This window comes from Caulobacter sp. B11 (genome assembly GCF_002737765.1).
Taxonomy (GTDB): domain Bacteria; phylum Pseudomonadota; class Alphaproteobacteria; order Caulobacterales; family Caulobacteraceae; genus Caulobacter.
In genome coordinates this window covers 1-5,617 of record NZ_PEGG01000209.1, presented here as the reverse complement: position 1 = coordinate 5,617, position 5,617 = coordinate 1, and the positions used below count along the sequence as shown (strand labels likewise).

5 protein-coding genes and 3 pseudogenes are annotated in these 5,617 nt (G+C 68.4%); 4 read left to right on the top strand and 4 right to left on the bottom strand.

Annotated features, from left to right (window positions below; genetic code table 11):
• Window positions 1–353 (bottom strand): annotated as a pseudogene (locus CSW58_RS09200) (UDP-2,3-diacylglucosamine diphosphatase); the annotation flags it as partial.
• Window positions 354–592: 239 nt separating this feature from the next.
• Here CSW58_RS09200 and CSW58_RS09195 point away from each other — a divergent pair.
• Entirely contained in the window at window positions 593–1,222 is a 630-nt protein-coding gene (locus CSW58_RS09195) for a TetR/AcrR family transcriptional regulator (protein ID WP_099447078.1), read from the top strand.
• A gap of 14 nt (window positions 1,223–1,236) precedes the next feature.
• Here CSW58_RS09195 and CSW58_RS09190 read toward each other — a convergent pair whose 3' ends face one another.
• The 3 genes from CSW58_RS09190 to CSW58_RS09180 all read right to left on the bottom strand — a co-directional run bounded on the left by CSW58_RS09190 (window position 1,237) and on the right by CSW58_RS09180 (window position 3,266).
• On the bottom strand, window positions 1,237–1,566 hold the full coding sequence (locus tag CSW58_RS09190; protein ID WP_099447077.1) for a hypothetical protein: 330 nt from the start codon (window positions 1,564–1,566) through the stop codon (window positions 1,237–1,239).
• A 74-nt stretch (window positions 1,567–1,640) separates the two neighbouring features.
• Window positions 1,641–2,750 carry a histidinol-phosphate transaminase gene (locus CSW58_RS09185; protein ID WP_099447076.1) on the bottom strand — a complete coding sequence of 370 codons (1,110 nt, stop codon included), beginning with the start codon at window positions 2,748–2,750 and terminating at the stop codon, window positions 1,641–1,643.
• Window positions 2,751–2,798: 48 nt separating this feature from the next.
• Window positions 2,799–3,266, bottom strand: a complete 468-nt coding sequence (locus tag CSW58_RS09180) for an Lrp/AsnC family transcriptional regulator (RefSeq protein WP_099447075.1) — start codon at window positions 3,264–3,266, stop codon at window positions 2,799–2,801.
• Between the two features lie 124 nt (window positions 3,267–3,390).
• On the opposite strand from CSW58_RS09180, the gene CSW58_RS09175 reads away from it, so the two are divergent.
• The 3 genes and pseudogenes from CSW58_RS09175 to CSW58_RS09165 all read left to right on the top strand — a co-directional run.
• On the top strand, window positions 3,391–3,642 hold the full coding sequence (locus CSW58_RS09175; protein WP_099447074.1) for a DUF6356 family protein: 252 nt from the start codon (window positions 3,391–3,393) through the stop codon (window positions 3,640–3,642).
• A gap of 90 nt (window positions 3,643–3,732) precedes the next feature.
• Window positions 3,733–5,150 (top strand): annotated as a pseudogene (locus CSW58_RS09170) (amino acid permease).
• 195 nt (window positions 5,151–5,345) lie between these two features.
• A pseudogene (locus CSW58_RS09165) lies at window positions 5,346–5,617 on the top strand (acyl-CoA dehydrogenase family protein); the annotation flags it as partial.

Below are 5,617 nucleotides of genomic sequence, written 5' to 3'. Positions count from 1 at the left end.
GTAGCGCTTGCCGTCGGCGGCCTCGTGGATCACGTCGCGGGCCACGACCACCCCGCCGAAATGCACGCCGCAGAAGTCGCGGATCCGGTCGTCGTGATTGCCCGGGACGTAGATCACCTCGACGCCCTTAGCGGGCCAGGCGCAGGATCTTTCTGCACGACGTCATTGTGGGCCTGGGGCCAGTACAGAGCCGCTGCGGCGCAGTTTCCAGCCGTCGATGATGTCGCCGACCAGATAAAGCCGCTCGCACTCGATATGCCGGATGAAGTCCAGCAGCAGCTCAGCCTGGCAGCCCCGGGTGCCCCAGATGAAGGGTCGCTGATGAAGATGCTGCGATAGCGTCGGATGTCCAGATTCCTCGCCCATGCCCGAGTCCCCCGCCGTTTGCTCCGTCCCCGAACGATCGCGAACGGAGTCTCGCCCCTGCCGCCGCGCAATAAGCTGATTGCATGTCGCTTTGATGAAACCCCGCGAACGGCGGGTTGGGCGTCTATCAGGCGCTCCAGCCCTGAATTTGACCATCGCGCCGGCCGCGCGTCCCTGCGTCACAGCGGCTGTTGCGATGCAGCATGGCGCGCATTAGATCAGGGCCATGGACGCCGCCCGCCTCGCTAAGGACACTCCCAAGTCCCAGAAGACCCGCGCGCGGATTCTCGACTGCGCCATGCGGCTGATCGCCGAGCTGGGCTATCACGCCGCGACCAATCCGCTGATCGCCGAGGCCGCCGATCTCACGCGCGGCGCGATGCTCTATCACTTCCCGACCCGCGAGGCCCTGGTCGAGGCCGTGGTGGTCCATGTCCAGGCCGAGCGCTCGGCCCTGTTCCGGGCCGCCGCCGACGGGCTGCCGGCGGGCGCCGACGTCACCGAGCACGCCATCGATACCTACTGGGAGCTGCTGCAGACCATCCCCTTCCTGGCCTTCGCCGAGTTGGAGGCCGCGGCCCGCACCGATCCGGCCATTCACGCCCTGCTGGCCCCGGCCCAGGCCGAGTTCGACCGCGCCCAGGCCGGCGACCATTTCCTCAAGATTCTCCACGCCGGGGCCGGCCCGCGCTTCCAGGCCAGTCGCGACCTGGCCCGCTTCATGCTGGAAGGCCTGGCCCGCTCGACCCTGACCTATGACCAGGACGGCCGCCGCCAGAGGCTATTGATGCTGATCAAGCGCGCCACCCACATGCTCAACCGCAAGGGCGACGTGCAGGATCTCTGGCCGGACTAGAGCGCTTCAGCGCTTCAGCCGCCCTGCGAATCGACCACGATGGCCACGGTCTTGCCGCGCGACAGCGGCTCCCAGCCGGCGCCGATGGCCGAGACGATGGCCCGGGCCACGAGGTCCGTCGGGATCTGCGAAGGCTTCAGTTGCGGCGCGCCATAGCGGGGCTCGGGGCCGGGCGGAAACTCGACCACGGCCTCGCGCTGCCAGTCGCGGTGGCGCACGGCGATCGCCATCCCGTGCCGCACCCCGGAGTCGCTCGACCAGCCCGGCTGGCGATGCAGGCGCCAGACATAGGGGTCGCCCTCGACCGTGATCTCAAATTCAGCGCTTTGCTTGGTTCGTGCCATCCACGGGTGTTACCCCGGCCCGCGCCTTCAGGCCACCCCGGCGGTGGACGGCGGACGCGGGTAGTCGGGCCAGCTCAGGCCTTCAGGGCCCGGGGCAGGACCTCGGCGAAGATGTCCAGCTCGGCGGGGCTGGCCGTGCCGACCCGGATCCAGGTGGGGTGGGCGGGACTGTCGAACACCCGCACCTCGACCCCCAGGCTCGCCAGGGTCTTCTGGAAGGCCAGGTTGGGCTTGCCGGTGTCAACGAACACATAGGTGCCGTGCGAGGGCAGGGCGGTCAGGCCATTGGCCCGGCAGATGGCGTAGATCTTGGCCCGGCAGGCTTCCAGATAGGTCTTGGTCCCGGCCAGATAGGCCGCGTCGCCATAGCAGGCCGTGGCGGCGGCCAGGCCGGGGCGGCCCTTGTGGGTGGGGATCAGGCTCTTCAGCTGCCGGACCCGTTCCGGCTGGGCGATGATGAAGCCGACCCGCAGGCCGGCCAGGCCATAGACCTTGGAGAAGGTGCGGGCCACGACCACGTCGCGACCCTCCCGGACCAGGTCGATCATCGAGTGGACGGCCGGGTCGGGGCTGATCTCGATATAGGCCTCGTCGACGATCACCGGCGCGCTCTTGGAGGCCTCGACGCAGAAGGCCCGCAAGGCGTCGGGATCCAGCAGCAGGCCGGTGGGATTGTTGGGATTGCAGACATAGACGCAGCCCGCCCCCGCGGCCCGGGCGGCCAGGGCCGGCAGGTCGATCTGGTGGTCGGCGGCGACCGGAACCCAGTCCAGCTTGCCCCCTTGGCGCTGGGCATAGAGCAGGGGCGTGGCGTAGGTCGGCTGCGGAGCCACGATCGGGCCGGCCTTGGCGAAGGCCGTCGACAGCAGCGACAGGGCCTCCAGCGAGCCGTTGCACAGGCCGACCATCTCGGGGCTGACGCCCTCGCGCCGGGCGATCAGCTCGACCAGCGGGGCCTCCAGCGCCCAGGCGTAATAGGGCGTGTCGTTCAGGGCCTCGGCGGCGGCCTTGCGGGCGGCGCGGCTGGGGCCATAGGGATTTTCGGTGACGCCCAGATGGGCGCGGATGGCCGGCGGCGGGGCCGGATCGACGGTCTGGGCGCCCGCGCGGCCGGGGGCCCAGGCCGGGACCAGGGCCGCGCCGCCGATCAACAGGCCAAAGGCGTCTCTACGCGTCGTGTCCATGCTCGTGCTCCATGCCTGGCCGCAGAAGAGCCGCGCCGGATGACAGGATCAAGACACGGCGATGGGCAGGGCGGTGGTGAACTTGATCTGCTCCATGGCGAAGCTGGAACTGACGTCATTGAGCGGCGCGGTGGCGATCAGCCGCTTGTAGAACCGATCATAGGCGGCGATGTCGCGGACGACGACCTTGAGCAGATAGTCGACCTCGCCGCTCATCCGGTGGAACTCGACCACCTCGGGCAGGGCGCTGGCCCCGGCGGCGAAGGTGTTGAGCCAGGCCTCGTCGTGGCGGCCGGTCTTGACCGCCACGAACACCGTCAGGGACAGGTCCAGGGCGTCGCGGTCGATCAGGGCGACCCGGGCGGTGATCACCCCGCCGTCCTGCAGGCGCTTGATGCGCTTCCAGCAGGGGGTCTGGGACAGGCCGACCCGCTCGGCCAATTCGGCGATCGGCGTGGTGGCGTCCTGCTGCAGGAGGGCCAGAAGTCGCCGGTCGATCTGATCCAGTGAAATCATTCTCAAATCTTGCCTATTAGGAGAACAGGGTTCTCTTATCCCGGGTTTCGAGCAAAAATGGAACCATGGCTTTCCTGGCGAAGCGGTCAGACTGGGGCCTGTCGTGATTCTCCGGGGACCCCGCATGCTCGATCTCTTCACCCGTCACCCGCGCTCGGTCGACGAGACCTATGGCCAGCACATGGCCATGGCCTGGAGCTTCGCGGTCCCGATGCTGCTGGGCGGCCTGGCCTGTTTCGTCCACGGCGTCTTCCCGTTCCTGTTCGAGAAGACCGGCAGCCAATGCGTCAAGCAGCTGTTCGAGCGCATGCGCAACCGCGGCCGCGTCTCGCCCGCCGCCCTCAACGGCCTGGCCGCTTTCGACGCGGTGATCTGACCGCGAGGGCCTCTGCGCGCCCGCGCGATCCGCCCTTGGCGAGGCGGCGATCCCAGCCCATGGTCGGCCCGCAGAGTCGGGGAGGATCGCATGAGTTTCTGGACGCGCCGCAAGTCGATCGACGCCATGGCTGCCGGCCATCATGGCCATCACGGCCATCAACTGAAGAAGACGCTGAGCTGGTATCACCTGATCGCCCTGGGCGTCGGGGCCATCGTCGGCACCGGCATCTACACCCTGACCGGCGTCGGGGCCGGCCTGGCGGGGCCGGGCGTGATCCTGTCATTCCTGATCGCCGGGGCCGTCTGCGCCTGCGCCGCCCTGTGCTATGCCGAGCTGTCGACCATGATCCCGGCCTCGGGCAGCGCCTATACCTACAGCTATGTGGCCATGGGCGAGCCGGTGGCCTGGTTCGTCGGCTGGAGCCTGATCCTCGAATACACCCTGGTCTGCGCGGCCGTGGCCGTCGGCTGGTCGGCCCATGCGGCGGGCCTGTTCCGGATGATCGGCACACCCGAGATCCTGCTGGCCGGCCCGCACGCCGGGGGGCTGGTCAACCTGCCGGCGGTGATCATCTCCCTGGCCGTCGCCGGTCTGCTGTCGCTGGGCACCCGCGAGAGCGCCACCATCAATATGGTCCTGGTGGCCATCAAGATCGCCGCCCTGGCGGTATTCGTGGCCCTGGTCCTGCCCAGCTTCGACGCCAGCCACTTCACCCCCTTCATGCCCCAGGGCTTCGCCGCCGTGGCCGGTCCCGACGGCGTCAAGGTCGGGGTGATGGCCGCCGCCAGCCTGATCTTCTTCGCCTTCTACGGCTTCGACGCGGTCTCGACCGCCGCCGAGGAGGCCAAGAACCCCAAGCGCGACCTGACGATCGGCATCGTCGGCTCGATGGCCGTCTGCACCGTGATCTACATGGTCGTGGCCGCCGTCTCGATCGGGGCCTCGCGGGCCGAGGTGTTTTCCCAGAGCGAGGCGCCGCTGGTGTTCATCCTGGAAACCCTCAACCATCCGCTGACCGCCCAACTGGTGGCCCTGGCGGCCGTGGTCGCCCTGCCGACGGTGATCCTGGCCTTCATGTATGGCCAGAGCCGGATCTTCTACGTCATGGCCCGCGACGGCCTGCTGCCCCAAGCCCTGGCCCGGGTGAACCCCAAGACCGGCACGCCGGTGCTGATGACCGTGCTGACCGGGGTGCTGGCGGCGGTGCTGTCGGCTTTCTGTCGCTGAAGGACATCGCCGAACTGGCCAATGCCGGCACGCTGGCCGCCTTTGTGGCGGTGGGGCTGTCGGTGATCATCCTGCGGCTGCGCGATCCGGGCCGGGCGCGGGTGTTCTCGACCCCGGTCTGGCCTCTGGTGGCGACCGGGGCGATCCTGGGCTGCCTGTACCTGTTCTCCAGCCTGCCGGTGAAGACCCAGACCTATTTCCTGTTCGCTCACCTGATCGGCTTCGCGGTCTATTTCGCCTATGGCGTCCACAAGAGCGTCCTGGCGCGCCCGGTTTGAAAAAAGCGGGCCGGACAAGGGGCCCTGACCCTGCGGCAGGCGTGATTTCGACGTTTTCGGCCTCTTCCATTCCGGCCGCCGGTGGCTACAGTCGCGGCAAAACAAGTGTTTGACGCCGGAAGGAACCCCATGGCCCTCGATCTCGAAACCCGCGAGCAGTTGATCGACATGGTGGCGCGCTTTGTCGCCGAACGCCTGCGGCCGATCGAGGCCAAGGTGTCCGAGGACGACGCGGTCCCGCCGGAGATCGTCGAGGAGATGAAGGGCCTGGCCTGTTTGGCCTGTCGATTCCCGAGGAATACGGCGGCCTGGGCCTGAACATGGAAGAGGAGTGCCTGGTCGGCATCGAGCTGGGCCGCGCCTCGCCCGCCTTCCGCTCGGTGTTCGGCACCAATGTCGGCATCGGCAGCCAGGGCCTGGTGATGTTCGGCAGCCCCGAACAGAAGGCCAAGTGGCTGCCCGGCATC

Coding starts and splice junctions, on each gene's coding strand:
- CSW58_RS09195 (WP_099447078.1), top strand. CDS start 593: ATGGACGCCGCCCGCCTCGCTAAGGACACTCCCAAGTCCCAGAAGACC.
- CSW58_RS09190 (WP_099447077.1), bottom strand. CDS start 1,566: ATGGCACGAACCAAGCAAAGCGCTGAATTTGAGATCACGGTCGAGGGC.
- CSW58_RS09185 (WP_099447076.1), bottom strand. CDS start 2,750: ATGGACACGACGCGTAGAGACGCCTTTGGCCTGTTGATCGGCGGCGCG.
- CSW58_RS09175 (WP_099447074.1), top strand. CDS start 3,391: ATGCTCGATCTCTTCACCCGTCACCCGCGCTCGGTCGACGAGACCTAT.
- CSW58_RS09180 (WP_099447075.1), bottom strand. CDS start 3,266: ATGATTTCACTGGATCAGATCGACCGGCGACTTCTGGCCCTCCTGCAG.